Raw genomic sequence first — 26,117 nt, forward strand, 5'->3', positions numbered from 1 at the left:
CGTCCTGTCGTTAGATCGGGTTCGTCAATGCGTCTGTGCCAGATGCTGACGGGGTGGGCAGCCGAACTTGCGCGAATAGTCGCGGCTGAAATGGGTCGGGCTTTCATAGCCAACTTCGAAACTCGTCGCCGAGACCGACTTGCGCCCGTCCCGCAGCAGGGACTGCGCCTCGATCAGGCGCAGGTCTTTCATGTATTGAAGCGGTGTCGTTCCGGTAACCGTCCTGAAATGCTCGTGGAACGAGGATTGGCTCATGCCGGCAAGCCGGGCGAGTTCGACAACCGACAGCGGCTCACGATAGCCGCTTCTTATCCGGGCAATTGCCTTGGTAATCCTGCTCGCATGGCTATCCACCGAAAGCAGATTCCGCAGCATCCCGCCTATTGGCGAGATCAACAGGCGGTAATGCAGTTCACGCAGCACCGATGGTCCCAGCACCTGCACATCCAGCGGTTCATCCATCATGCGCAGGTACCTGCCCAGAGGGTCCAGCCATTCATCGCGAACGGCGCTGGCGGAAAGAGACCTGGCATTCGGAGCCTCGGATATGGACCCGCCGACCTGTTCATAGAGGCTCCGCACGATCCCGAGGTCGAGCGAAATGATCAGCGCAAGGTAAGGCGCCTCGGGGCTGGCCTGGGTAATCTTGGACGTCACAGGCAGGTCATGGCTGACAACAAGGGCATCACCACGCTGCAGCGTCACCGACTGGGAGCCGATATTCGTTTCTTTGCTTCCGCGTAGGATAAGACAAATCACCGGGTTGTAGACAACAGCCTCAAGCGCACTGACCTTTTCGCGCCGCAAGACATGAACATTGGGCAAAGGCTTTGCGCCATTATCCCTTTCCCTCAGGAAAAGCTGCTCTGCCAGCCGCTCCAATCCATCCAAATCCATCGGCGCCTCCCGTCATCCCTGCATAGCCCTTTATGCAAGAATATTCACCTGAAAATCCGCAGCTTCGGAGGAATTGGCAGGAATGATGGAGAAACTGGCAGGCTTGATTCCGCTGCCTGCGCATAGGGTGAAGTCAACCAAGATCGAAGCCGGAGAAAGCCGATGACATCCACACAACCCACTTTTCGCCTAAACGCTGAAACCGCTATCCCGGCGGTTGGTTTCGGAACCTACCTGATCTCAAACGATGACGCGCCTGATGCCATCTGTGCGGCAATCGCCAATGGTTACCGCCATATCGACACGGCATCGGGGTACCATAACGAGGCGGGCGTAGGCGAAGGTATCCGCCGCGGCCTTGCGGCAGCGGGGATTTCGCGGAACGACATTTTCGTGACGACCAAGCTTTGGCCCGGCAACCCGGCCTGGGGCGATGCGCCGAAAACGCACGACCAGACAATCGCGGAATGCGACGCCAGCCTTGAGCGGCTTGGACTTGCACAAGTCGACCTTTATCTGATCCACGCGCCCTATGGCGGAGACCAGCGGCTCGATCAGTGGCGCGCACTTTTGGAACTGAAGAAAACCGGAAAGGCGCAGGCCATCGGGGTCAGCAACTTCAACATCGGACATCTCGAAGAAATCAAGGCTGCAGGCCTGCCCATGCCTGACGCCAACCAGATCGAACTTCACCCCTGGTCGCAAAAACCGGACCTGCTGCGCTACATGGCCGACCATGGGATCGCGCCAATCGCCTATAGCAGCCTTGTGCCATTGTCGACATGGCGCGCCACACCCGGGCAAGACAGCGCGAAAACCGATGAGATGAAGGCAGACGGCGGAGCTTTTGCGGAGATGGCAACAAAGTACAGCGTCAGCGAGGCCCAGCTCCTTCTGCGTTGGGGGGTGCAGAATGGATACGCCGTACTGCCCAAAAGCCTGAATCCCGACCGGATGCGTCAGAACCTCGATTTGTTTTCCTTTTCCATCGACGACGCAGATATGGCGCAGATGGCGACGATGGATCGCGGCGATGGCGTGGCCTGGGCAACGGGCGACCCAAGCAAATAAACATAAGCGTGCAGCCCTCAAGCCGCAGGGGCCATCGCGCCAGAAAAACAAGCGTCAACAGGTTGATCGGAACAAGCAAAGCATTCTGCCCGCCTATTCAGCACGCAACTGAAGTGGTGGGCAAAATGTGGCTTCGATACTCACGTGGTCAACGGCTTTGCTGCGGATTGCCGTCCTTGTGCGGCAGAAGTATTGCATAGAGCGCTTCGTTCGCCGGGGCACTTATCCCGGCCTTTTTTGCAAGCCGCGCCGCGGCTCCCGAAATCCATTCCACCTCGATTGGCAGACCTTTTTCCAGATCAATCGCCGTGGATGCGCGCATCGTCGGTGGCAGCTGCTTTGCTATGGCCCATGTCTTTTCCTCGATATCCGGGCCGAGCGCGACGCCCATGGTTCGCCCTATTGCTGCTGTTTCCGTGACCACCCGCCGAAACAGTTCGCCCAGCTGGGGCATGTTCACGATATCCTGGATGGTGCATCTTCCCGCCGCCGTGACGCCGGAAACGGCCGAAAACAGAACGAATTTGGACCAGACGTCCCGTTCGATATCGTCTGTTTCGGGCGCGTTGGATCCGGCCTCGTTTATCGCTTTGCGGAGTGCCGTGATACGGTCGGACGGGCGACTGTCGCGTTCCGCAAAGATGAAAACGTTGAATTCCCCTGTCTGTTTGATGACACCTGGCGACGCGATGGTCGTCGATACCTGCGCCATGCCGTTTGCGACGTTCTGTTCAGGAAGGATTTCAAGCAAGCGGGCCGCAGCCTCGACGCCATTGAGAAAAGGCACAACCACCGTATTCGGACCGATCATCGGCTGACAGGCTTTGGCGGCATCTTCGAGCGCATCGCCTTTCACGCCAAAAATTATCGCATCGACTTCGCCTACCTCGGCGGGGTCGTCGGTGGCGATCCATGGCTGCACGACTTCGACGCCTGACGGACCATCGAGTGTCAGGCCGTTGTCGCGAATTGCCCTGAGATGCGGGCCTCGGGCAATCGTTGCAACCTCATGGCCGGCCTTCGCCAGCCTGACCGCCAGAAAGCCGCCGATTCCGCCCGTTGCCATCGTCGCGATACGCATGATCCCTCCCGCACTAAATGTTCCTGCGGTTAGGATATCAGCTGATGCCGATCAGCGCGACATGACCCGTCACCAAAGACGTGGTATCCTGTCAGGACATTTAGCTGGGAGGATAAAATGAAGACGCTTTCTGCAATCCTCGTCGCCCTGGCAACCACGGGCGCCGCATTTGCACAGAACATCACGACCTATAAGAGCGATGCCAATTTCGAAGACACGGCATTTGCCTTGGAAAGTGCCATAATTGGCAGGGGGCTCGTGGTCGACTACGTCAGCCACGTTGGCGCAATGCTTGCCAGGACGGGCGCAGACGTAGGCAGCGATGTCCAACTCTTCGAGAACGCGGATGTCTTCTTGTTCTGTTCGGCCACGACTTCGCGCAACGTCATGGAAGCCGACATAATGAACATCGCTTTCTGCCCCTACGGCGTTTTCGTCGCGGACACGGGCGATGAAGTCATGGTTGGCTTCAGAGACTTGCCAGAAGGCGCAATGCAGGAAGTCCAATCCCTGTTGGACGGGATCGCCCGCGAGGCTGTCGGCAAGTGATCGGTTACTTGATCCAAGGTCATCCCGCGATTGAATAACTCATTTCGCGGGATGCGCCGTTGTGTCCAGGTCACATTTGTTGGGCTCAGCCTTGCTGTTGAAAATCCGCATGGCGGTTATTGCAATTGGCCCCGAGATGCGCGTCGTACGCCCCAAGATCACCGCCGCCCGATGGCTTCGTCGCTTACCAGGCGCATGCCAAGAAGGGCAGGAGGCGACCCGACGGCACAGCCGCCACGGGCCGGATCGCGCGTCAGGTAGAACATTGCGGCGACGTGCTCGCCGCCAACGAAGAACGCGGGACAGCGTGACGTGTCGGTGCCGCTCGACGCCCCCTCGAAACATTCCTGCGTCCATTCCCAGACGCTCCCGTCGAGATCCGCGATCCCTTCGGGCGAGGTTGAGAAACTGCCCCTCGGTTTCAATGCGCGCGGAGCGAGACCCTCGGTCAGATAGGCCGATGCCCAGGTCAGAGAAGGATCAGTGAAGATCGGATCGGGCTCTTCAGGCAAGACCGACGCGGCCATCTCGGTCCATTCGTACGCACTTGGCAGGCGAAAGGCGGCGCCCGTCGTGTGGTTGATCCAGTTCAGGTACTCCAGAACGTCCACGTAACTCAGACCCGTTGCCGGTATCGTCCGGGCATCCTGGTCAGGTCGGACACGCAGACGCAACGTGCAGGCGCCCCTGTCGTGGCAGATGTTCCATTCAGCCACACTTACCTCGTATTTCTGGACGTAAAGCTGCCCCCCGGTCGACAGGGTGACAGGAGCGGCGGCCATTTCAGGCAGCAGGCCCGGATCACGATCGGGGCCGCGCCAGGTCAGCGCGGCGCCGAAAAGGATCGCCGCGACGACACCTGGTGCAACCAGAAGAACCGATACCTTCGGGCCGAACTTCGATGTCTTCGCGGCGGTCATGTTTCAACTCCTCTCGGTCAGCTTGCGAAGGGCCGCGGTTTCACGACCTGCTCCATCAGGCCATTGTCCCACTCACCTTCGACAACGAAGTGTGCGGTCGCGCCCAGCATCGCGCCGATTATCAGGTTGTGGTTCACGTAGGCGTAGACGCCCGGCTGCTCGAAGGTGTACATCGCCGCAGCCGCACTGCCGCCACGCACGAACCAGGTTTCCATCCCGGTCAGGGGGGTATCGGTGAAAGAGCTTTCCCAGACATAGTTTCCGTGACCACCGATCAGGTGCGGGCGGCTGTCCACGTTGCACGAATTGTGCACCATCAGCACCGTTTCGCCGACCTTGGCCCTCAACGCGTTCTCACCGGTCAGGGCGCCGACGGCACCGTTGAACACCTGATGCGTCGGCACCAGCTTGCGCATCGCATCCAGGCTGTCGGCATAGTCGTCGCCGGCCGCGTCATAGGTCTTGAAGTCGCCGTTCTCGTCCAACGGCAGGTAGTAATCCTGCTCGCCGATATAGGCGATGCTGTCATAGCGCAGCGGATTTCCCTGCGCGTCCTTCAACCCGTCGCGCGGCAGGACCATGACAGCACCATTCATGCCATGGGCCACGTGATAGGGGATCATCGCACCACCGGGGGCGCAGTGATAGGTAAAGCAACCTGGCTTCGTCGCTTTCCAGCGCAGCACACATTCCTCGCCGGGGAAGACGTGGGTCAAGCCACCTCCGCCCAGCGCACCCGTGGATGCGTGGAAATCGACATTGTGCTCCATCATCGAGCTTGCGGGGTTGCGCAGGGTCAGCTCGATCATATCACCCTCATGACAGATGATCAGCGGGCCGGGCACCGAACCGTTGTAGGTCAGCGCCCAAACGCTTGCCCCCGTGTCCTCATCGACGACCATCAGGCGTTCTTCGGTTTCCATCGTGATCTCGATGATCTTTGGTCCGCCGGTGGCGACCTGGTCGTGTTGGGGCGCAAAAGGCGGCGCCACCAGTTCCTGCTTGACCCGGGTATAGCCTGACAGATCGGCGGGTTTCGCCGTGCTGCCAGCGGTCGTTTCGGCGGACGCCTTGTGCAGATCGCGCGACACCGCATCCGCCTTGAACGGTTGTTGCGGGCGCCGAGCGGCCATCGCACTTGCGCCGGTCATCGCGGCGGCGCCGGCCAGCAGCGATCCGCGCAAAACATTGCGGCGGCTTGTCGACATGAGACCTGGGTTAATGAATTTGGTCATTTTCTTTCTCCTGGGTGTGGATGGCGCGACAGAAAGGCCCGTACGCGCCGATGCTTTACATGTTGCTCAGTTGATCTTCGAAACGGTCCTTGGCCTTCTTGGGAAGCCGACCTTCAAGAAAGCCTTCGGGCGCATCCACGTCGCCGACGGCGATGGTCATCACCATGCCCATGGCGAAATGCGGCTTGCAGATCACGGCGTAGACGCCCTCGGTATCCAGCGTGACTTCGATTTCCTGGTTGATCTTACCCTTGAAGCCTTCTGCGCCGTTCGGGATCATTTCCTCGATCATTTCGGCATTGTGCCCCTTGTCGGCAGCGACGAACCTGATCGTGTCGCCCGGTACTGCCTGAACGAAGGCAGGTTCGAAAACCATGCGCTCGCCATCGGCACCCTTGTTGAGCATCTTGACTTCGAAAGTCTCGGCGAAGGCGGCGCCGCCCAAGAGGGCCGCGAAAGCCAGGCCGATTGCCACTGTGCGGATCATTTTGTCTTCCTTTCAGATCGCTGTATCGATTGATGCCAAGACTAACGGATCGCGCGCGGCGAAATTTGCTCTGGAGCAAACTTCTGTGCGATTGGCCCCAGAACGCGTGTTGGTTTTGTGGTGCGAAGTATGGCATTGGGGGGGACATGGCCGGACTACCCGAAAGAAAGACCTTGCCGCGGCTCGACGAAAGTCTGCTGACGCACCTTCCACCGTTCTCTCGACTCGAGAAACGGCAGATCCGCATTATTCTCGATCAGGCGTCTTCGCGCCGCTATGACGAGGGCGTGGCGATTTTCCAGGAAGGGCACCCGGCCGAGCGTTTCTACATGCTGCTGGACGGATATGTCCGGGTTGTGCGCATCACGCCGACCGGAGAGCAGGTAACGGCATTACACATTCCCGCGGGGCAGCTTTTGGGCATTGCCAAGGCGATCGGGCGCGACACCTACCCCGCGACGGCAATGACGGCCTCCGAGGCGCTGGCGTTAAGCTGGCCGATGCACCTTTGGGAAAAATTCGTTTCCGACTACGACGGCTTTGGCACCGAAAGCTACAAGACACTGGGCCACCGTCTTGGCGAGGTGCAGAACAGGGTAGTGGAAATGGCCACGCAACAGGTCGAACAGCGGGTGGCAAACGCGCTGCTGCGGCTGATCAACCAGACCGGGCGCAAGGTAGATAACGGTATCGAGATTGATTTTCCGATCACACGGCAGGATCTTTCGGAACTGACTGCCACAACCCTGCACACCGTCAGCAGGTTGTTGAGCGGATGGGAAAAACAGGGCCTGGTCGAAAGCCGGCGCAAGCGCATCGTCGTGCGCGATCCCCATGCCCTGGTCGTTCTCAGTCAGAAGTGATCCCAATCAGGGCAGACCGGCAGCACGCTTGAGCTCCGCCAAAAACATGCCTTCTTCCAGTTCGTACTCGGCACAGGCGTCGGTCACGGTGTGAAACGGGCTGACCAGGCAACCGACGCAAAGCATCTTGTATCGCACGAAAACGGGAATCGTCTGGGGCCATTCACGCATCAGGTCGGCGAGTGGCAGATCGGGATCGTCCAGGCGGGCACGGGCCATGGCTCACCTCCTTTCCCGGATCATCCTATGCACCAAATCGCGTGGAACGTTGCGCTGGCGCAAACTTCGGCGCGGGGCACACAGCTACGAAAGGGCATGCCGAATTAAGGAGGCCCGAACATGGCTGAAATTCTAACGAAATCACGGGCGCGAAATATCTTCTACGGAGGCTCGATATTCTTTGTCTTGGTCTTCGCGGGGATGACCGTGCAATCGCACCGCTACGTGGTGCAGACCTCGACCGCCGGCATGCCGCTGAGCGAAGAGGTCGTCCGCGGCAAGCACGTATGGGAGCGAAACTCCTGCATCAACTGTCACAGCTTGCACGGCGAAGGCGCCTACTTCGCGCCCGAGCTTGGCAACGTCACGACACGCTGGGGTGTGCAAGACAGCCCAGAAGACGCGTTTTTCATGCTGAAGGGATGGATCGAAAGCCAACCCTCCGGGATCGAAGGCCGCCGCCAGATGCCCCGCTACGAAATGTCCGACGAAGATATTCGCGCGCTATCGGAATTCCTGCGCTGGGCCGATCAGACAGACACCCAGGGCTGGCCGCCCAATGACGCCGGATAAGGAGGCACCCAAATGAAATACGAATCTCAGAAAGTGGCGTACTGGTATATCCTGGCCGCCCTGGCCCTATTCGGCATCCAGGTGTTGGGCGGTCTTTTGGCGGGATGGATCTATGTGTCGCCCAATTTCCTGTCCGAATTGCTGCCCTTCAACGTCATCCGCATGATCCACACCAACGCGCTGATCGTCTGGCTGTTGCTGGGCTTCTTCGGCGCCGCCTATTTCCTCGTACCCGAGGAATCCGAACGCGAGATCTGGTCGCCGAAACTGGCCTACATCCAACTGGTCATCCTGTTGGTAGGCACATTGGGTGCGGTGGGTTCCTATCTTGTCGGAATCCATGGCGGGCGCGAATTTCTGGAACAGCCTCTTTGGGTCAAGTTCGGCATCCTCGTCGCTGCGGTCATCTTCCTGGTCAACATCTCGATGACGGTGCTTTCGGGCAAGCGGACAGCTATCACCAACGTGCTGCTGATGGGCCTTTGGCTTTTGTCGCTGCTTTGGATCTTTGCCTTCATCAATCCAGAAAACCTCAGCCTCGACAAGATGTACTGGTGGTTCGTGGTGCACCTCTGGGTCGAGGCGACATGGGAACTGGTGATGGCCGCCATCCTCGCGTTCCTGCTGCTGAAGCTGACCGGGGTCGACCGTGAGGTGGTGGAGAAATGGCTTTATGTCATCGTTGCCACCGCGCTGTTCTCGGGCATCCTGGGCACCGGGCACCATTTCTACTGGATCGGCCTGCCGGGCTATTGGCAGTGGGTCGGTTCGATCTTCTCGACCTTCGAGGTGATCCCGTTCTTCCTGATGATGTCCTTTGCATTCGTCATGGTATGGAAGGGTCGCAAGAACCACCCGAACAAGGCCGCATTGCTGTGGTCGCTGGGGTCGTCGACCGTCGCGTTCTTCGGCGCTGGCGTCTGGGGGTTCCTGCACACGCTGCACGGCGTCAATTTCTACAGCCACGGCACGCAGATCACCGCAGCCCACGGCCACCTCGCATTCTATGGCGCCTATGTCGCCCTGAACCTCGCGGTCTTCACATATGCGATGCCGATGCTGCGCGAACGTGCGCCCTATAACCAGGTGCTGAACATGGCCAGCTTCTGGCTAATGACCGGCGGAATGGCCTTCATGACCTTCGTGCTGACCTTCGCGGGCACCATCCAGACGCATATGCAACGTGTGGTGGGCGAATACTACATGGACGTGCAGGAAAGCCTTTCGGTCTTCTACCTTATGCGCTTTGGCGCCGGGGCGGCCGTGGTGATCGGGGCACTCCTGTTCATCTACTCGACGCTGGTTGCCCGCAGATCCGAGATCATCGCACCCGGCTCTGCAAACCCGGTTCCGGGAGAGTGAGCCATGAACATGGAAAACAAGCCCACCCTTCCGTTCTACCAGCCCACAGGCCGCGAATGCGACCTGTTCGAGACAGCCCATGAAAACGGTTTGCCCCTTCTCCTGAAGGGGCCCACCGGCTGCGGCAAGACCCGCTTCGTCGAGCATATGGCAGCGCGGCTGGCCAAACCGCTTTACACCGTGGCCTGCCACGACGACTTGTCGGCCGCGGACCTGATCGGACGCTACCTGCTCAAGGGCGGCGAAACGGTATGGGTCGACGGACCGCTGACACGCGCCGTGCGCGAAGGCGGAATCTGCTATCTCGACGAAGTGGTAGAGGCGCGCAAGGATGTGACAGTGGTCCTGCACCCGCTGACAGATACACGCCGCGCCTTGATGATCGACCGCACCGGAGAGGAACTGTTGGCACCTTCGGGTTTCATGCTGGTGGCCTCCTATAATCCCGGCTACCAGAACGTGCTAAAGCGGCTGAAACCGTCCACACGGCAGCGCTTCCTGTCAATTTCCTTCGACTTTCCCGACCCCGAGACAGAGATCGCCGTGGTTTCGGCCGAAAGCCGGCTGGAGCCAGGGCGGGTCGCACCCTTGGTGCGGCTTGCCGGTCATGTCAGGCGGCTGTCGGGCATGGATCTGGAAGAAGGCGTTTCGACCCGCTTGCTGATCTATGCCGCGACGCTGATGGCGGGCGGCATGGGGGTTATCCAGGCGCTCGAAGCTTCTGTCATCGAACCTCTGAGCGACGAACCGGACGTGCAACAGGCACTGCGCGATCTGGTCGAAACGATCTACGGATAGGACCGATGCACCTTCTCGATCTGATGGAACCAGAAGAAACCGTCGGCAACCTCTGGCACGATATGGCCAGCAGGATCGGCGCCCAGATCACCTACCCCGAAGCGAGCGTGACGCTCGCTTCGGTCCGCCCGAGCCTTGCGGTCATGTTCCGCGCGCTTGGCGGCGCACCGGGGGTGGAACTGTCCGAGGCTGCCGCGACGCTGGTGCAGCACCGCCGTCCCCTGCGGCGCAAGCTTGGGGCCGAGCGCGATCACGAATGGGTCGCCAGTTTCGATGGTGAACGCCTGGCGCTGCCGCCTCTGATCGCCGCCTTCCCCGATCGCGAACTTAATCGCGCGACCTTCTTCTGGCTGACGGCGCTTGCTGCCTGCTCGGACATGGCGGCCATTGATTTTGCCGTGGACGGACCCGCGCGCGATTGCGCCCAGATCCGGGCCAACGTGGCAGCAGCCGACGCGGCCTATGCTGCGTGTCCCGGTCTGCGGCGCAGCTTTGCGCGGATGGCCCGGCATTGCGCCGAAGCACGCCCAAACATCCTGCGCCCCCCGCAGGAAGCGGCCATTGAAGCCGCTATTATTGACCAACTCTGCGCCGAAAGCCCCGAACTCATGCCTTCTGCCGCGCCCCGCGGTTACATGCCTGCGGCGCCAGTGGTGATCTGGCTGCGCTTTGCCAATCCGGCCACGGGCGCGGCGGCCAGCGACGAGCACGCCGATCCGGCAGCGCCGCCACCCAGCGCGGCCCGCACCGGCCGCAAACCGGGCCAGCGCAAGGATCAGGACCAGCAGAACCGCAAAGACAGCTTCATCATCCACCGCTTCGAGTCGATCCTGTCCTGGGTTGAGTCGATGAACATCAACCGAAGCGTCGACGATGACGATGACGAAAACGCCCAGAAAGCGGCCGACGATCAGGACCAGATCACGCTTTCGAAACAGGACCGCAAGGCCGCAACCCGCCTGCGTCTACATCTCGACTTGTCGCCAGCGGATGCCGATCATGAGGCCCTGGCCGGGGAATTCACCTATCCCGAATGGAACCATTGCAGCCGCAGCTACATGCCGGGCCATTGCCGCGTGCTGGATGCCCCCGCCTGCCCCGGCTCCACACCTTTCTTGCCTGATGCCCGGCGCCAGCGTGAGGTTCGCCGCCAATTCGAGGCGCTGCGCCCTCGCAGGATCCTTCAGCCGCGGCAGGTCGACGGATCCGAACTCGATCTCGACGCGCTTCTGACCGCCCGGGCTGACCTTGCGGCCACGGGGCGTGGATCGGACCGTATCTGGCAATCGGCGCGCCAGACCGAGCGTGACCTGTCAGTCGCGTTTCTGGTCGACACGTCCCGGTCGACCGAGGCCGCCATCGGCGACACCTCGGTCATCGAGGTCGCGCGTGAGGCTTTGGCCGCCCTTGCCAGGGGCATTGACGCGGCGGGCGACCGCCTGGGCATCTGGGGGTTCTCGTCGCTGCGGCGGAACCGTGTCTTCCTGACCTGCTGCAAGACATTCGACGCGCCAATGTCAGCCGACATCACAGCCAATATCGGGGCACTGCGCCCCGGCCACTATACCCGCCTGGGGGCTGCGATCCGACATGTCAGCGCACAACTCGCAACACAGCCCAGCGCGCGCAGGCTGCTGATCGTTCTGACAGATGGCAAGCCGAACGACCTTGACCACTACGAAGGTCAGCACGGTATCGAAGACAGCCACATGGCCGTGCGCGAGGCCCGTACAGCGGGCCACAGCCTGCACGGCATCATCATTGACGAGGATGGACAGGATTGGTTCGCGCGCATCTTCGGGCGCGTCGGGTTCACCCTTCTGCCCGATCCCGAACGCCTCACCCGGGCCTTGCCCGATATCTACCGCACCCTGACACAAGAGACATGACATGCGCACACTTGCATTTCCCCTTGCTTCGCTCCTTTCTTCACCGGCATTTGCCGAAGGTTTCGACCGGCCTGTCCCGCAGGCGCAGTCGGCCACTGCCGAATTCTGGTTCGCGATGGCCTCCATCGCGCTGATCGTGTCGATGCTCGCCGTTCAATCGCTGGTGTCGCGCAGATGACCCGGCGGGGCTGGTCCACCCGGCGTATCGCACTGGCGCTCTATCCGTTTGGAGCCGGGGCAGCAGCGGTCAACGTCTTTTTCGCCTCGCTGATCTTCAGTTGGGTGGGCTGGCCGGTCGCCACGGCATCTTGGTCGCTGGGATTGGGATGCCTGATCGGAGCGCCCGCAACGTGGTATTTCGCCCGCCACATCCGCCGCCTGATGGACGTGGCCGATGGATCGGACGCACCATGAAGATGAGGCTGGAAACAGGACAATCCGCAAGCGATGTCGCAGGGCTGGTCATGCAGCCCGGCTTGGCGCCCGCACTGCTGCGCGACCGGACACGTGACCATCGGGTCGCAAGCGGCCTGACATCCGGCGCACATACTGAATGGTACCAACGGTGTCTTGGCTTTTTCCACAACCGCACCCGCGTCGTATCGACCCGCTCCAGAGAGGAGCAGGTTTTCACGTCCTGGTGCACCTGAACGGGAAACAGATAATGGCAATGACCTCTGCAGAACAGATACGCGCGTGGAAGGGCCCTGCGCTTTTCAGCTTCGGCTTCCGACCGTTTTTCCTTTTTGGAACGCTTTGGGCCGTGCTGGCGATGCTGTTGTGGTTGCCCGCCCTATCCGGCGCGATCACCTTGCCCACGCGCTTTCAGCCAGTCTCCTGGCATGCCCATGAGTTTCTTTTCGGCTATCTGGGTGCGGTCCTGGCCGGGTTCCTGCTGACGGCTGTACCCAACTGGACCGGTCGTCTGCCGATGGTCGGCTGGCGTCTCGCTGCGCTTTTCTGCTTGTGGGCGGCGGGACGTATCGCCGTCCTGGTTTCAGCACTTGTCCCCATGGCCGTGGCGCCGGTCATCGACTTGGCTTTCCCGGTGGCGCTGGGTGGTTTGATCCTGCGCGAGATCGTGGCGGGCAGGAACTGGCGCAACCTGATCGTTCTGGGCCTGCTGGCTGTCTTCACACTGGCCAACGGCATCTTTCACGTCGAAGCCACAAGCGGCACCTACGCCGCGCAGGGCGTCGGGCTGCGCCTTGGCCTGGCGACCGCTATCATGATGATTGCCGTGATCGGGGGGCGGATCATCCCATCGTTCACGCGAAACTGGCTTGCGAAAGAGCACAATCCCGCGCGCCCTGCGCCACCGATGCAGCGCCTGGACAAGCTGGTGCTGCTTTGCAGCATAGCCATCCTGACGCTTTGGGTATTCCGGCCCCTGCAAATATCGACCGGTATCGCCTTGTTCGCGTTCGGTGGGCTGCACCTCGTTCGGCAAACGCGATGGCAACCGCACCATACGCTGCGCGAACCCCTGCTATGGGTTTTGCACGTCGCGTACCTGTTCATACCGTTGGGCGGATTTGCCATTGGTTTCGATCTGGTTACGGGAAATACGGGCACCGCAGCGGCACAGCACCTCTGGATGGCCGGGGCCATCGGCGCGATGACCCTCGCCGTCATGACCCGAGCCAGCCTCGGTCACACAGGTCAGCCGCTGATCGCGAACTGGGCAACGCTGACAATCTATCTGTGTCTTTTCGGGTCGGTTCTGGCACGGCTCGGCGCATCGACCTACACTGAACTTACAAGCCTGTCCGGGGTGTTGTGGTTGTACGCCTTCGCTGGGTTCGCGATTGCATACGGTCCGTCTCTCATCCGCCCCAAACCGGAGAAGTAACATGGGTTGGTTCGGCTTTGCCGCAATCTTCGCGGTCTTCTTTCTCACGCATTCGATCCCGGTGCGGCCGGCGGTCAAATCCCAGGCGGTGCGTCTGCTTGGCACACGCGGTTTTGGGCTGGCTTATTCGACCCTTTCGGTGGCGATGCTGGCATTGCTGATCTGGTCAGCAGGGCAGGCGCCGTATGTGCAGCTTTGGCCGCAAATGGAGTGGCACCGCCACGCGGCGCATTTGGGCATGCTTGCGGTCAGCCTGATACTTGCAACAAGCATCGGACGCCCAAACCCGTTTTCATTCGGCGGCGCGAGGAACGACAGCTTCGATCCGGCCCGGCCCGGCATCGTGCGCTGGATGCGTCACCCTGTCTTGGTGGCCCTCGCGATCTGGGCGGGTGTGCATCTTTTGCCGAATGGTGACCTGGCGCATGTCATCCTGTTCGGTGTGCTGGGCAGCTTCGCCGTCGCAGGTGGCGCGTTGATCGACCGGCGCAAGCAGCAAAGCCTTGGTGCTGCAAGGTGGACGGCTCTCAACACCGCCCGCAAGGCCGCGCCGTGGGTGCCGGCCCCACTTGGTTGGCCGGGCCTGGTCACCCGGCTTGCGCTCGGCGTGGCGGTTTTCGCCACGCTGTTGCTGGCCCATCCATACGTGATCGGTGTGCCCGCCCTGTGACCATCACCGGGCGGGCCCGCGAACACGGGCGCACGCTCGTCAGGGACCGTTGGATGTTTCGGCCCGCCCCGCCAATAGCAAACCGTCCTCAATTGATCTCTTGATCACCTGCCGACGCACGAACAAACCGAAAATCCGCCAGCGCCACGAACACCGCCGGTGTGACGAAAAGCGCAAGCAAAGTTGCACCTGTCAAACCAAACGCAAGGCTTGCCACGATCGGTCGCAAGAACTGCGCCTGGGTGCTTTGCTCCAACAAAAGAGGCGCCAATCCGACAACGGTCGTCAATGACGTGAGGAAGATCGCGCGAAACCGATCACCGGCTGCATCCCTAGCGGCCTTGATGATCTCGTCGCCCTGATCCAGCCTTTGCTTTATGAACTCGACCAGCAGGATGGAGTCGTTCACCACCACGCCGGCAAGGGTTGCAAGGCCGACCAGGCTGGGTAGGGAAATCTGCAGACCCAGTGCCATGTGGCCCCAAATTACCCCTACGATCCCCAGCGGAATAACAGCAATAACCGCCGCCGGCTGAACGAAACTCCGAAACTGATACGCAAGAATGAGATAGACCCCAAGAATGCCGATAGCTAGGTTTCTTGCCAGGGAAGCCCCGGTGCTGCTGACATCCAGCGCCTCTCCTGCGACCACCACCGATACGGACGGGTGTTCTTGTAACAGTTCCGGCAAGAATTCAGCCTTCATCGCGCTCATCAGCTCGCGGGCATTCGCAACGTCGGGGTTTATCGCACCCTGCACCGCAACCGTGCGCTTACCATCGATACGCTCGACGCTTGCATAGCCCCGGGACATGTCGATATCGGCAACTGCCGACAAGGGGACAAAGGCACCATCCGCCGCGCGCAAGCGCAACTCGGCTATATCCAATTGATCGGACAAGCTGTCCCCTGCAAGCCGGACCCTGACGGCTGAAACACCATGTTCGTCGCGCAACTCAAGCCCGGTATCCCCTCGAAACGCTGCACGCAATTCACCGGAAAGATCGCGCGCAGAGATGCCAAGTGTATTTGCGGCGCCATCTTTAAGACGAACCACGTATTCGGGTTTTCCTGGCTGAAGGTTGAACGTCACGTCGCGAACCCCGGCAAAACCAAGGAAAAACCGGCGCAGCTTGATTGCCGCTGCCTCCAGATCTCCCAGGTTCTCACCCTGCAATCTCACATCTATGGGTTTGCCTCCGACCCCACGTTCCTTGTCGGTAAAGCGAAGCGCAACCATGTCAGGCAGCGGACCCGTTTCTCGTTTCCACATGTCCACGATGGTTGCGACATCCGTTCTGCGGACACCCGCCGGAAGCAACTGCGCACTGACCGTCGCCATGTTGGCCCCGGTTTCTGGCGTGTCGACGTTTACCCCGTAGGAGATCGTAAAGTTCTGCACCAGGCTCTGAGCGCCTGGTTGTTGCGGCGTCATCTCGGCGTCCATTGCCACCAAGGCGGCCACTACCTTGGCAACGCGTTGCTCGGTTCGTTCAAGCGGCGTTCCCTGCGGCAAGAGCAGCCGGGCCTCGACTGTGTCGCTTTCGAGTTGAGGGAAGCTCTGAAACTTTATCAGCCCGCCTGCATAAGGCGCGACCGAGAACAGCAGCAAGAAGCCCGCGCAGCCGATGGTCAGATAGCGGTAGCGCAAGCTTATATCCGACAGAGGCAGAACCACCTTGTCGCGCACCCGGTCCAAACCAAGATTGACTGTTCGAGTGATCCTGCCGGGTTTCTCCGCCTTGATCGCATGCCCAAGATGATTTGGCAGGATGAGAAAGGCTTCGATCAGGCTGACGACAAGAACGATCACCAGCGTGAAGGGAATGAATTTCAGAACAGCACCGATGTCGCCGGTCATGAACGCCAACGGGCCGACGATCATTACAGTCGTCAGGAATGACGCCAGAACCCCCGGAGCGACTTGCATCGTTCCGTTTACCGAAGCTTGCAACGGGCTTTCACCCATCAGCCGTCTTCGGTCGATATTCTCTGCAATGACGATCGCATCGTCCATCAACAAGCCGATTGCGACCAGCAGGGCCACCATTGTCATCATGTTGATGGTCAGCCCGAACAACTGCATCGCGAAAACAGCCCCCAGAAACGACACAGGCAGACCCATCGAGACCCAGAACGAAAGCCTCCGCCCGAAGAAAAGCCACATCGTCACAAGTACAAGGATCAAACCCTGGACACCGTTCACGGCAATGATGCGCAAACGTTCGCGAATATTGGCCGTCGTATCCTGAGAGATGGTCAGGCGGATATCACCGGGCGCGTTTTCCCTTTCCTCGTCCAGATGGCTCTGAACTGCCGACATGACCTGCAAGGCATCCTGGGTGTCGGACTTCGTGATGGTCACAAGTGCAGCGCGCTGACCATCGAAATAAGAGGCCTGCCACGGATCGGAAAACTGCGTCGAAATCCTCGCGACCTCTCCCAGCGTGACGACAGCACCGTTCTCTGCGATGACCACCGGCGTGGCTTCGAGGGCCGGGATATCACGCCGTTCGCCTTCAAAGCGTACCGCGGTCTCGGATTGCTGCCCTGCCAGAACACCAGCTGGCCGGTCCAGACTGCCGCGTTGAAGCGCGGCAACAATGTCGCCAAGGGTCAATTCATGCCTTTGCAGCGCTGCGAGCGAGGTCTCGACAGAGATTTCCCGATCCGAGAAACCCGATACGGTAGCGCGGGCGATCCGTGGATCGTTGCCAAGCCGTTCGGCCAGGCCCTCGGCATAGGCAACAAGGGCAAAAGGGTCGTCTGTTCCGGTGATTGCGACGGTCGCTACAGACGCCACCCGTTCCACAATACGGCCAACCGCGGGCTCTACTTCGTTCGGCAGGTTGTCGGTGCCTTCGATAGCGGCCATCACGTCATCGTAAAATCGCTGGATATCAGCCCCCTCAAGCATCTCCGCAGTTAGTAGCGCCCGGTTTTCCAGCGACAGGCAACTCACGCTCTGCAGGTCGTCCACCGCACGCACATCGTCTTCGACCGCCATGCAGACGCCACGTTCCACCTCTGCCGACGTGGCCCCAGGATAGGCGATGCCAACCTCGACCTCAGTGGGTGGAACGACCGGAAACGTGTCTCTCTGCAGGGTCGGCAGTGCGGCAAAGCCCAGGGCGAGTATCGCCAACATCAGAATGTTCGCGGCGGTGGGATGCCTTGCGAAATCGCGGATCATTCGGCCTTCTCCGAACCCAGAGCCATCCGCGTCATCTCTGCCTTGAGCGCCTGGTCTTCAACCGGTTTCACATCCATCCCGACAACTGCGATAGAAGGGTCCGTCACCACGACACGATCACCCGGCGCCAGACCGCTGCCGACGACGGCCAAGCCTTCCACACGATAGCCCACAGAAACGCTTCGCCGGGTCAACTTGCCCTCGTCCGTCACGATCAAAACCGAGTCGCCGCGGATTGCCTCGACCGGAAGTGCAAGAACAGAAACCGTCGGAGCGCTCAACTCGACCTCGACGAGGGTGTTTCGCCTCAAGGGAGGGCGTTTTCCAGCTTCGGCCTGCGCCAGCGGACCATCAATGCGCACAACGATCCCCGTGCTTTGGGTGCGCGGATCAATCGCTTCGGCGACCCGGTCGACTTGCGCCTTCCACATTACGAGATGCCCCGCCGCCGGCAAACGTACCTGCGCATCCAAATCAAGGACCGATCCACCGCCCTGCAGTGCACGCACGACAGGCCCCAACCGCCCCATCGGAAACTGGGCGGCAATTTCGACCGCTTCTATCCCTTCACCGCTCAGAAGCGTCTGCCCTCTTGTGATCACTTGCCCTGTTTCTGCGTTCACCGAAGTCAGTCGCAGATCGTAAGGTGCCACGATCGTCGTGAATTCAAGTGATCGCTCGGCGAGTGCGCGTTGCGCCGAAAGGACGCGGCGCTCGGCTTCGTTCAATGCCAGTTGGTTTTCGATCTCGACGACGCGTCCCTGGACAGAAAGCTGTTGTCTTTGCGCTTGTTCGATCACGGCTTCGCTTACGACGCCGCGGCCCGCGAGTTCCTGCTGACGGACAAGCTCGGCCTGTGACAATTCAAGGTCACGCCGCGCAAGATCGAGGCTCGCATTAAGGGTCGTTTGCCGCACGTCGAACGATGCCAGTTGCGCATCGGCCTGCGCCAGGGACAGCCGGATATCCGCATCTTCTATCTGAACAAGCGGTGTGCCCTGCGGCACGATTTCACCCGGCTCGAGGCGTTGGTAGGTAGAGACTATGGCCCCTTCGAGCCGCGAAACGGCACGCCATTCATGCACAGGTACAACTTTGCCGTATCCAACCACACGCGGCGTTACCCGGATGGGTTCGACCGTGACAACGCGCACCGGTGTAGATGGTCTTGCGCGTTCTTTGGCCGCCGGCGGGTGCGCCAACTGGTCGGAAAAGACAATGCTCAATCCGCCCAGAGACAGAGGAACGGCAATCGCCAATGCTCTTGAAAATCCTGAAAGCCAGCGCGCCATCCAACTTACCCCGACAATGAAATCACGGAAACTCTATGCCGCGACGGGGCTCTTTCATATGGTTTTTTTCCGATATGAATACACGCTTGGAAAGCGCCAGACTTCAGACCGGCAAGACGCGCGCGAAACGGCCCAAACGGTTTGAGTTGATCACGGCGATTTCGGAATTGACTCAAGTCAAGGCCGGTGGGTTCATTCCAAGCACAAATGAACCGCACCCTCTGGTGAACGCCGCGACACCCAAGGCCAAGCCAGCAGGTGAGATGTGATTTGTATCCTGTAATCGGTAAACGCAGCCATTGCGGTCGTACTTCTGCACGTTTCCGTTCGATCAACTCGGCATTCGTGCCGGATATTCAAAGGAGTCCTACAAATGTGGAATCGGAACGCTCTTCTAGCAACGGCAGCCGTCCTCGGGCTTGCTGCCTGTAACTCGAACAGTTCGGATCTCGAGCGCGCCGTCGTCGGGGCGGCGATTGGCTGTGCAGTCGGTCAGGTTCTGGTCGATGGCCGCTGCGTTCAAGGCGCCGTCGTCGGAGCAGGCGTCGGCGTCCTGACGGACTAGACTGCCGTCTTTAGACGCACCTGATCGGCCCGACGGATTGCACAACTTGTGCCGGGGGAAACATTCCAGGTGTTTTCCACCGGTCGGGATTTATCGCAACCAGACACGAATGCGGGGCCTACGGCCTTTACAAGCGTTTTGGTGTTCAAGGTGAACTGTTAAAAGACCCGAACAGGGGGCGGATATGGCCTTGAGAAGCGACGCCGCAATGGTGCTGTTTTACGAGATCGGCGGGGAGTGGGCGGATCACGACGACTGGCACAGCTATGAACATTTCCACGAACGCCTTTCGGTTCCGGGGTTCCTGCGCGCAACGCGGTGGGTCACAAATGGTGAATCCCCGCGGTACATGGTTATTTACGAAGTCAGCGGCACCGATATCGCAACGTCGCCCGCCTACCTCGAACGATTGAACGACCCGACCGCCTGGACCCGGTCGATCATGCCACGCTTTCAGGGCATGACACGCGGTTTCTGCAATATCATTACCTGTGCCGGCTTTGGCCTCGGCGCTTCCGCTATCGCGATGCGGTTCGAAATCCGCAAAGAGACCAGACAGGCTCTGGTGGATTGGTTGTCGAATGACGCAATGCCTGCCGCGCTTGCGTTTCGCGGCGTTACCAGCGCACAACTGATGGAACCGCTTCCTCAGCCGCCGATGACGCGGGAACAGGCTTTACGCGGACGGGACACTCCACTGTCATGGGTTCTCGTCATCACCGGGTATGACCAGGGTGCGCTGGAGACCGCAGTGACCGCCTGCCTTCCCATCGAAGAGCTGGACAAACGTGGCGGCGAGGGAGCCTGCGCCACACACTACCAACTCGACTATACGGCCGATGCCGAAGAAGTCGCACGTACGCCCAAGCCGCCGCCCCTGGACCCAAAGGGGCGCAAGCGTCACCGCTGAGACATCAAGACGTTCATTTGCATCGGCTCCAGGCAAAAAATGTGGCTTCTCTGGCTGAGCATCCGACGCATACAACAACGGAACAGATAGCATGATCAAACGCAGACGCGTTGCAGGGCACGCGAAGCGCTAAAAACCGCGCGTGCCCTTTCCGGTATCGTGAACGACCTCAAAGACCGTGACCGAACAGGCCGGAACCAACCATCAAGACAGAACCCACACGACTTCCATGCCCAAAGCTATGCGCCCATTCGCTGCTTCAATCGCTTAGCGATTTTCGTGTAGGAACTTGGCTTGATCGGTCTTTGCCATTCCATGAACCTTTGCAGTCTTGGTATTGGCAACCTCAAGTCATCCAGCAATTCATCGATCTGATGCATGGAGAAGGGTATCACGTTCGTGCCGCGTGCGTGCTTGCCTTCGGTCCGCTTTTCCATCCATGCCAGTCTTTCATCGGTCAAGCGCGCTTGCTCCGATTCAGAAGGCAAGCTGATATCCCCGCCGATATAGGCGGCGGTCCAAAGCGCTCCGATTTCAGCAGACAGCGCCGAGAAGAAGCTCGAATTGTAACCGTTGAAGGTCAAATTCTGAACGCCGATTGGCTTGACGCAGTTATATAGCCGGAAGTTGCCCTTCGCATCAAAGATCCTGCCCTTGATGTTCGGGTCAAGGAACGGGATCTCCTGATGCCAGCCCGTGCCGCAGATGATGATGTCAGCGGGCACTTTCTTTCCGTTTTTCAGCACGGCAAAGCGCGATCCATCGACCAGCTCCAGCCGGGCGATCTCGGTATCGCGTTCCACGACGATACGCTTTTCGGCAACGAGGTCGTAAAACCCGTCCGTCGCCAATGAAACAGTCGAGCGGGCGATCTTCTCGAACGGTCCTTCCGGCACAAGTCCAAGCTTGCGAAGCTTGAGTTGGCGCGTGGTGATGCCTTGCACCGTGCCCACCATCTGGTTTCGGATCGGCTTTCCCACACCGTGGAGGAACTTCTCGAACCCTTTTGGCCGGATATACTTGAACAGACCCTCGCCCATGCGTGTCAGCAACAGGTACTTGTAGTTGAGAACGTTCATGAAGCGGCGAGGCGACTTCCAGATGATTTCCCGCGCAACCACCGTCGTGTTCGATGCGACTTCGGCGACTGCGGCGGCAACATCGCAGGAAGACTTGCCATAACCGATTACAACGACGTTTTGTCCCCGCGCATCGCTCAGGTCCAGAAACTCCGAACTGTGGCAAACCCGGCCCCCGGAGGCGATGAAAGCCTCCTGACCTTCGAAGCTTGGCACCGCGGGGCGCGAGAAAATGCCATTGGCGATAACCAGGTGATCAAAGGTTTCCTCGCCATTCTCGGTGACGACGACCCAACGCCCATCGGGTTCCTGACGTGTCGCCTTCACTTCGGTGTTCAGCCGGATATCCGGCATCAAACCGAAATGTTCCGCATAATCCTCCAGGTAGGCCTGAACCTGAGGCCCCGTGGGCCATTCGGGATAGGATTTTGGCATCGGATAGTCCGACAGGTGATAAGTATCCTTGCCGTTCTGGGTGGTGATGCCCGGATAGGTTCGACTTGCAGACCACACCCCACCGACATCTCCGACCTTTTCATAGACCGTCACATCGTGGCCAAAGTCCTTCAGATGCTTGATCGTCGCCAGGCCCGCAAACCCGGCACCAATTACCGCGATTTTCATGAGCGTCACTCCATCAAAAGAGGGATTGCAGGCGCGGCCCGCTCTGGCCCCATGGCGGTGTAACCACCATCGACCCGGATATCCGTGCCGGTGATAAAGCTGGCCTCGTCCGAGCAAAGAAAGACCACCGCGGCTGCAACCTCTTCGGGGTCCGCAACCCGGCCAAGCAAATGGAACGGCGCCGCGACTTTGTCTGTCTTCTCGCGGTTGCCCTCTGTCAGCTCATCCATGATGTTCGACCAGGTCCAGCCGGGGCTGACTGCGTTAACCCGGATGCCGTCCGGGGCAAGGTCCATGGCCTGGTTTCGGGTAAGCTGCAGGATCGCCGCTTTCGAAACCGGATACAGCCAGCGGCCCGTCTGTGCCACGCGCGACGAGATCGACCCGAAATTCACGATTGCGCCCTTGTTGGCCGCAAGTTCCTTTCGCGCCGCTTGCATCAACATGACCGATCCGACGACATTCACATCGAGCGCTTCAAGCCATTCGGCTCGCGTCGAATCCGCACCGTTGTCGAGATAGGAACAAGCGACGTTCACAAGGAAATCGATCCGTCCGAACTCGGCTTTCGTTTCCTCAACCAAAGCCTGGATCGCCTTGTCGTCGCGCAGGTTTGTTTCCCGGAAACCGACTCCGTCCTGGACCATCGCGCTACCGGCATCGGTGTTGATGTCTGCGACCATCACCTTGGCGCCGTGCTCGCGGAAAGCCGCAACAACGGCCTGACCAATCTTGGTCGCTCCACCTGGAACAATGGCCACCTTATCCTTCAGACCACGCATGAATCTCTCCCTGTTATTTATTTTAAACTTGAAAAATCCTGCTGACGTGTTCTGATGATCGCTATCCGAAATGCGCAGCGGCTGTCCGGGAAACGCGGATACTTGTGTTTGTCAGGAACTTGCCGCTCGGAAAGGAGCCGGGGATGGCAAAGGCAATTCCCCTCGCCGCGCATCGCTTGTTTCGTAGTTCCGATCTTGACGAAACTCGTGAAAGTGTGGCCCGAATTTTCTGTCCGCACCGGCTTGAAATCGTCGGGCGCGGTCGGTTCGACGCGATGCAACATCACCTGCGCGGCGAAAGCCTTTCATTGAACTACATCGCCTATGGTGCCGACGTCGCGATCAATCCAGGCGCGCTGGAAGACTTCTACCTCGTGCAGATCCCCTTGGCGGGGGGCGCAGCCATCGAGAACGGAAGCTTCAGCTACGAAACCGACACCCGTCGCGCCTCGGTTCTCAACCCGCACTTGCCGACAAGGATGCGATGGTCGGAAGGCACGAAGAAGGCGCTTGTTCAGATTGACAAGAACGCGCTGACAAAACACCTCACGACCATGCTTGGCGGCGGCGTTGATCGTCGCCTCACGTTCGAAGGACCGATGGACACGTCAAAGGGAAAAGGCGCGGCGCTTTCGCGGCTGGTCAGGTTTCTCATTTCCGAAATCGACCAAGGCCGTAGCTGCATAGGAACCGGTTGCCTGATGGGGCGGCAGATGGAAAGCACCCTGATGACCGGACTCATCGAGGCAGTTCCCAACAACTACTCCGGCGTTCTGACATCCACGAAGCTTGATGTGGCGCCGCGGAAACTCCGCGCTGCCGAAACGTTCATTCGACACAACCTGGACAAGCCAATCAGCCTTGCCGAAATCGCCGATGCGGCGGGCACAACGCCCCGCAGTCTACAGGAGGTTTTTCGCAAGTTCAGAGAAACAAGCCCGCTTGCCTACTGGCGCGACATGCGGCTTGATCGGGTTCGGGCAGACCTCGTCGCTGGACAGCGAAGCGTCACTGAAGTTGCCATGACATGGGGTTTCACGCATCTCGGGCGGTTCTCGGAAGCCTATCGTGAGCGGTTTGGAGAGCTGCCAAGCGAAACCCGCGCGCGCGCCCGCTGACCAGTATTGCAACAGCCAAGGGTGGACCAAAGCCCGACAAGGCCACTGCCTCAGGGCCCCCAAGGGGATCAGAGCATCGGGCCGACCGGTGCAAGCGCAGCGAATTGGCACCGCCGCATGGCGCGCACTGTAAACGGACACGGTTCAGGCAATGCTGCCAGGACAACAATATTCGGATGCGAGGGGAAAGTGGTCGCGGAGGAGGGACTTGAACCCCCGACACGCGGATCATGATTTTCCCTGCGCTTAAGGGATACCCATTTGCGTTTTCTCAAAGCAGAAATGAACTAGCTTCCAGACAAAGGTGTGTCGATGTTGAAAGTAGTGCCAACTCCAAGCTCACTTTCGTAGGAGATCGATCCGCCCATTCGTTCGATCAAGAGCTTGGCAATATGCAGCCCTAGCCCCGACCCCCCCGATACATGCGAAAGGGAGCTTTTTACTTGTCCGAAACGGCCAAAAACAATGTCTTCCTGATCTTCTGGAATGCCAACACCACTGTCCCTTACCGAAATCCTAAGATGTGAGCCCATCACAATTGCGGAACACTCTACTTTTCCCCCGCGTTCCGAAAATTTCACCGCATTGGATATCACGTTGCCGATAACCTGCCGCAAGCGAAATGGATCGGCACGCAATATCGCATTCACGTCACACGAAATGATCTCGAGCTTAACATTGGCTTCATCAGCGTAAGCCTCGTATTCTTCTGTGACTTCTCGTAAAAAGTCTTCGGCATGAATGTTTTGGGTTTCCAGCTTTATCGTGCTGAGATCGAGCTTTTGGAGATCGAGAACATCTTCGATCAACTTCATTAGCCTCAGGCTGTTTCTCTGGGCGATGGAAAGCAGGTTTCTCAAGGGATCACTGACGTCGCCTACGACACCATTCAAAGCAAGATCCAAACCGCCTTTCACGGAAGAAAGAGGTGTGCGCAACTCGTGACTGATCATGGCCAGGAATTGAGACTTTGCCTCGTTCGCTGCCTCAGCGCGCGCTAGCGCCTCACGCAAGGCTTCGGAAGAGCGTTCTCTTTCCGAAATATCGACAAAGGAGATTACCCAACCCAATGGGTTTCCTTTTGAACCAACAGGGTTTTCGATGGGCAATATCCGCGGTTCGAAAACACGGTCCATGTATCTGATGACGTCGGAAGTCATCTGTTCGCTGACTTCATTGAGACCCGCAACTATCGGAGCCAGTAATGTCATATAGCCAAGCGGCTGCCCTTCATGCGGTAGTTTCTTTCCAAAGAAAGCTTTCGCCGCTGAATTTGCCGCTATGAAGCGACCTGCAGCATCCACCAAAATCACAGGATCGTTGGTTGCGTAAAACAGCAACCTCCGTCCTTGTGCGACAGTATCCATCAACGTGTTGTTTACGATGAGCCAGCTCAACGCGATCAAGGCGACGGCGAACATGAATGGAGTTGGATCGAAGCCAAAAAAGGTGAAGTCCCAACCGATGTAGGCCACGTTTGCCAGCAGGGGCGCGACGGTAATCAGAAACAAGACACCTAGAAAGGGCCGTATGGTATTCTTCGCTCCCGCAAAAGCGTAGGCAAGCACGGTCAGGGCTCCCAACACAAAGACATAGAGGCCTGCAGCGACTGCATAGAATAGCGGACCGTGATCGAAATCGACGTATGATTTGGAGCCTTCGGTTACGAGCCTCGTATCGGTGCCGTAGAGAAGGTGTGTCTGGCCATTGGTCAGCGCAATAATGCTCACAAGGGCTGGCAAGCCGACATAAAGCACTCGCCTAAGCGTCTGGCGCTTTTCTTTCGTATTGATGGTATAGTCGTAAACGAAAAATGCCCAAGCGATGGGTAGCAGCGTAATTCCGGGCCACGCCGCCAAGGACCAGCCGACCTTGCAGGCTTCTTCCTGTGACGCAAGATCGAGCGCAACCGTGAAAAGCCACCAAAGCATTGCGGCGAGTGTCAGGACAAATGCGGCTTTACCTGCAAACCGATGGTTTCGAACGACCCAGATCAGGACGGCCGCACAGGCGATCCACAAGGTTGCGGCAACAAGTGCGGGCAATGCGAAGGTCAGAGGGGTAAGACAGTTCATTGGTTCTTGGTTA

26 protein-coding genes are annotated in these 26,117 nt (G+C 59.3%); 15 read left to right on the plus strand and 11 right to left on the minus strand.

The genetic code is table 11. The features are described from left to right. Positions 1–24: 24 nt before the first annotated feature. The gene (locus tag BLT50_RS06635; RefSeq protein ID WP_090027845.1) at positions 25–897 is read right to left on the minus strand and encodes an AraC family transcriptional regulator; all 873 of its coding nucleotides are present in this window, start codon (positions 895–897) and stop codon (positions 25–27) included. Positions 898–1,059: 162 nt separating this feature from the next. On the opposite strand from BLT50_RS06635, the gene BLT50_RS06640 reads away from it, so the two are divergent. Beyond that, positions 1,060–1,968 (plus strand): aldo/keto reductase, encoded by a 909-nt coding sequence (locus BLT50_RS06640; RefSeq protein ID WP_090027846.1) that lies wholly within the window; start codon positions 1,060–1,062, stop codon positions 1,966–1,968. Between the two features lie 148 nt (positions 1,969–2,116). On the opposite strand, the gene BLT50_RS06645 is transcribed toward BLT50_RS06640, so the two are convergent. Then, the gene (locus BLT50_RS06645) at positions 2,117–3,049 is read right to left on the minus strand and encodes a ketopantoate reductase family protein (protein WP_090027847.1); all 933 of its coding nucleotides are present in this window, start codon (positions 3,047–3,049) and stop codon (positions 2,117–2,119) included. A 117-nt stretch (positions 3,050–3,166) separates the two neighbouring features. On the opposite strand from BLT50_RS06645, the gene BLT50_RS06650 reads away from it, so the two are divergent. Then, on the plus strand, positions 3,167–3,598 hold the full coding sequence (locus BLT50_RS06650) for a DUF302 domain-containing protein (RefSeq protein ID WP_090027848.1): 432 nt from the start codon (positions 3,167–3,169) through the stop codon (positions 3,596–3,598). A 158-nt stretch (positions 3,599–3,756) separates the two neighbouring features. Here BLT50_RS06650 and BLT50_RS06655 read toward each other — a convergent pair whose 3' ends face one another. The 3 genes from BLT50_RS06655 to BLT50_RS06665 are packed head-to-tail and all read right to left on the minus strand — an operon-like array spanning position 3,757 to position 6,240. Continuing rightward, positions 3,757–4,518: a formylglycine-generating enzyme family protein gene (locus tag BLT50_RS06655; protein WP_090027849.1), complete on the minus strand. Its 762-nt coding sequence runs from the start codon at positions 4,516–4,518 to the stop codon at positions 3,757–3,759. Positions 4,519–4,535: 17 nt separating this feature from the next. Further along, positions 4,536–5,753 carry a copper-containing nitrite reductase gene (gene nirK / locus BLT50_RS06660; protein WP_090027850.1) on the minus strand — a complete coding sequence of 406 codons (1,218 nt, stop codon included), beginning with the start codon at positions 5,751–5,753 and terminating at the stop codon, positions 4,536–4,538. Between the two features lie 55 nt (positions 5,754–5,808). Continuing rightward, on the minus strand, positions 5,809–6,240 hold the full coding sequence (locus BLT50_RS06665) for a pseudoazurin (RefSeq protein ID WP_090027851.1): 432 nt from the start codon (positions 6,238–6,240) through the stop codon (positions 5,809–5,811). A gap of 146 nt (positions 6,241–6,386) precedes the next feature. Here BLT50_RS06665 and BLT50_RS06670 point away from each other — a divergent pair, with 146 nt between their 5' ends. Further along, complete coding sequence (locus BLT50_RS06670; RefSeq protein WP_090027852.1) at positions 6,387–7,103, plus strand: Crp/Fnr family transcriptional regulator; 717 nt, start codon at positions 6,387–6,389, stop codon at positions 7,101–7,103. Positions 7,104–7,109: 6 nt separating this feature from the next. On the opposite strand, the gene BLT50_RS06675 is transcribed toward BLT50_RS06670, so the two are convergent. Then, complete coding sequence (locus BLT50_RS06675; protein WP_090027853.1) at positions 7,110–7,322, minus strand: DUF1858 domain-containing protein; 213 nt, start codon at positions 7,320–7,322, stop codon at positions 7,110–7,112. Between the two features lie 120 nt (positions 7,323–7,442). Here BLT50_RS06675 and BLT50_RS06680 point away from each other — a divergent pair, with 120 nt between their 5' ends. The 8 genes from BLT50_RS06680 (at position 7,443) to BLT50_RS06715 (ending at position 14,466) form a co-directional block, all read left to right on the plus strand. Further along, entirely contained in the window at positions 7,443–7,895 is a 453-nt protein-coding gene (locus BLT50_RS06680) for a c-type cytochrome (RefSeq protein ID WP_090027854.1), read from the plus strand. A gap of 12 nt (positions 7,896–7,907) precedes the next feature. Next, the gene (locus BLT50_RS06685; protein ID WP_090027855.1) at positions 7,908–9,257 is read left to right on the plus strand and encodes a cbb3-type cytochrome c oxidase subunit I; all 1,350 of its coding nucleotides are present in this window, start codon (positions 7,908–7,910) and stop codon (positions 9,255–9,257) included. A 3-nt stretch (positions 9,258–9,260) separates the two neighbouring features. Then, positions 9,261–10,055 carry a CbbQ/NirQ/NorQ/GpvN family protein gene (locus tag BLT50_RS06690; RefSeq protein ID WP_090027856.1) on the plus strand — a complete coding sequence of 265 codons (795 nt, stop codon included), beginning with the start codon at positions 9,261–9,263 and terminating at the stop codon, positions 10,053–10,055. 5 nt (positions 10,056–10,060) lie between these two features. Beyond that, positions 10,061–11,944 carry a nitric oxide reductase activation protein NorD gene (locus BLT50_RS06695; protein ID WP_090027857.1) on the plus strand — a complete coding sequence of 628 codons (1,884 nt, stop codon included), beginning with the start codon at positions 10,061–10,063 and terminating at the stop codon, positions 11,942–11,944. A 1-nt stretch (position 11,945) separates the two neighbouring features. Continuing rightward, positions 11,946–12,122: a protein NnrT gene (locus BLT50_RS06700; protein WP_090027858.1), complete on the plus strand. Its 177-nt coding sequence runs from the start codon at positions 11,946–11,948 to the stop codon at positions 12,120–12,122. After that, positions 12,119–12,358: an NnrT protein gene (locus BLT50_RS06705; RefSeq protein ID WP_090027859.1), complete on the plus strand. Its 240-nt coding sequence runs from the start codon at positions 12,119–12,121 to the stop codon at positions 12,356–12,358. Before BLT50_RS06700 ends, BLT50_RS06705 begins: the two co-directional genes overlap by 4 nt. A gap of 250 nt (positions 12,359–12,608) precedes the next feature. Then, positions 12,609–13,796: an NnrS family protein gene (locus BLT50_RS06710; protein ID WP_175491413.1), complete on the plus strand. Its 1,188-nt coding sequence runs from the start codon at positions 12,609–12,611 to the stop codon at positions 13,794–13,796. A 1-nt stretch (position 13,797) separates the two neighbouring features. Then, a complete protein-coding gene (locus tag BLT50_RS06715) occupies positions 13,798–14,466 on the plus strand; it encodes an NnrU family protein (RefSeq protein ID WP_090027860.1) in 669 nt (222 codons plus the stop codon). Between the two features lie 88 nt (positions 14,467–14,554). Here BLT50_RS06715 and BLT50_RS06720 read toward each other — a convergent pair whose 3' ends face one another. After that, positions 14,555–17,659 (minus strand): efflux RND transporter permease subunit, encoded by a 3,105-nt coding sequence (locus BLT50_RS06720; protein ID WP_090027861.1) that lies wholly within the window; start codon positions 17,657–17,659, stop codon positions 14,555–14,557. Further along, positions 17,656–18,951, minus strand: a complete 1,296-nt coding sequence (locus BLT50_RS06725) for an efflux RND transporter periplasmic adaptor subunit (protein ID WP_139170479.1) — start codon at positions 18,949–18,951, stop codon at positions 17,656–17,658. The genes BLT50_RS06720 and BLT50_RS06725 overlap by 4 nt, the downstream gene beginning before the upstream one ends. A gap of 74 nt (positions 18,952–19,025) precedes the next feature. Between BLT50_RS06725 and BLT50_RS06730 the strand changes: the two genes are divergently transcribed. The 3 genes from BLT50_RS06730 to BLT50_RS06740 all read left to right on the plus strand — a co-directional run bounded on the left by BLT50_RS06730 (position 19,026) and on the right by BLT50_RS06740 (position 20,426). Further along, a complete protein-coding gene (locus BLT50_RS06730) occupies positions 19,026–19,220 on the plus strand; it encodes a hypothetical protein (protein WP_090027863.1) in 195 nt (64 codons plus the stop codon). Positions 19,221–19,324: 104 nt separating this feature from the next. Continuing rightward, the gene (locus BLT50_RS06735) at positions 19,325–19,516 is read left to right on the plus strand and encodes a hypothetical protein (RefSeq protein ID WP_090027864.1); all 192 of its coding nucleotides are present in this window, start codon (positions 19,325–19,327) and stop codon (positions 19,514–19,516) included. 184 nt (positions 19,517–19,700) lie between these two features. After that, positions 19,701–20,426 carry a hypothetical protein gene (locus tag BLT50_RS06740; protein ID WP_139170480.1) on the plus strand — a complete coding sequence of 242 codons (726 nt, stop codon included), beginning with the start codon at positions 19,701–19,703 and terminating at the stop codon, positions 20,424–20,426. A gap of 239 nt (positions 20,427–20,665) precedes the next feature. Here BLT50_RS06740 and BLT50_RS06745 read toward each other — a convergent pair whose 3' ends face one another. Next, the gene (locus BLT50_RS06745; RefSeq protein WP_090027866.1) at positions 20,666–22,129 is read right to left on the minus strand and encodes a flavin-containing monooxygenase; all 1,464 of its coding nucleotides are present in this window, start codon (positions 22,127–22,129) and stop codon (positions 20,666–20,668) included. Between the two features lie 5 nt (positions 22,130–22,134). Then, positions 22,135–22,911, minus strand: coding sequence for an SDR family oxidoreductase (locus tag BLT50_RS06750; protein ID WP_090027867.1), 777 nt, complete (start codon positions 22,909–22,911; stop codon positions 22,135–22,137). Positions 22,912–23,054: 143 nt separating this feature from the next. On the opposite strand from BLT50_RS06750, the gene BLT50_RS06755 reads away from it, so the two are divergent. After that, positions 23,055–24,029 carry an AraC family transcriptional regulator gene (locus BLT50_RS06755; RefSeq protein WP_090027868.1) on the plus strand — a complete coding sequence of 325 codons (975 nt, stop codon included), beginning with the start codon at positions 23,055–23,057 and terminating at the stop codon, positions 24,027–24,029. A gap of 287 nt (positions 24,030–24,316) precedes the next feature. On the opposite strand, the gene BLT50_RS06760 is transcribed toward BLT50_RS06755, so the two are convergent. Further along, on the minus strand, positions 24,317–26,104 hold the full coding sequence (locus tag BLT50_RS06760; RefSeq protein ID WP_090027869.1) for a sensor histidine kinase: 1,788 nt from the start codon (positions 26,102–26,104) through the stop codon (positions 24,317–24,319). Positions 26,105–26,117: the final 13 nt, after the last annotated feature.

Source organism: Lutimaribacter saemankumensis, assembly GCF_900100005.1.
In the GTDB taxonomy this organism is placed as follows: domain Bacteria; phylum Pseudomonadota; class Alphaproteobacteria; order Rhodobacterales; family Rhodobacteraceae; genus Lutimaribacter; species Lutimaribacter saemankumensis.